Origin of the sequence: Streptomyces beijiangensis, from assembly GCF_017315755.1 — a bacterium.
Taxonomy (GTDB): Bacteria; Actinomycetota; Actinomycetes; order Streptomycetales; family Streptomycetaceae; genus Streptomyces; species Streptomyces beijiangensis.
The window spans coordinates 1-419 of record NZ_JAFLRJ010001264.1; the positions used below are offsets into that span (position 1 = coordinate 1).

Sequence of the window (419 nt, forward strand, 5' to 3'; positions counted from 1 at the left end):
TCGCGGGCCTTGAGCCCGGCCGCCTTCGCGTGCTCGGCGGCCTCGGCCTCGCTGCCCCTGGGGGCGCGGGCCGCCCGGCGCTGGTGCTTGCGGACCCGGGCCCGCTCCCGGGTGGTGAGCTGTGGGCAGTTCAGCTTTTGCCCGTCGGACAGGGCGGCGGTGATCGTCACCCCCCGGTCGATGCCGATGACCTCCCCCATGCCGGGCGCGTCGATGGGGTCGGGGATGACCGCGAAGGCGATGTGCCACCGGCCGTTGCGGAAGGTGACCCGGAAGGTCTTCGCCACCGGCAGCTCGGTGCGGGTGAGGCGGAAGCGCACCCAGCCGCAGCCGGGCACCTTCACCCGCGCCCAGCGTCGGTTCAGCCTCCGCACCACCACCGAGCGGCCCATGACCTGCCTGCCCCTGGCGGTCAGCTT

Annotated in this window: 1 pseudogene; it reads right to left on the minus strand. The window is 74.5% G+C overall.

The features are described from left to right. A pseudogene (locus tag J0695_RS41445) lies at positions 1 to 419 on the minus strand (RNA-guided endonuclease TnpB family protein); the annotation flags it as partial.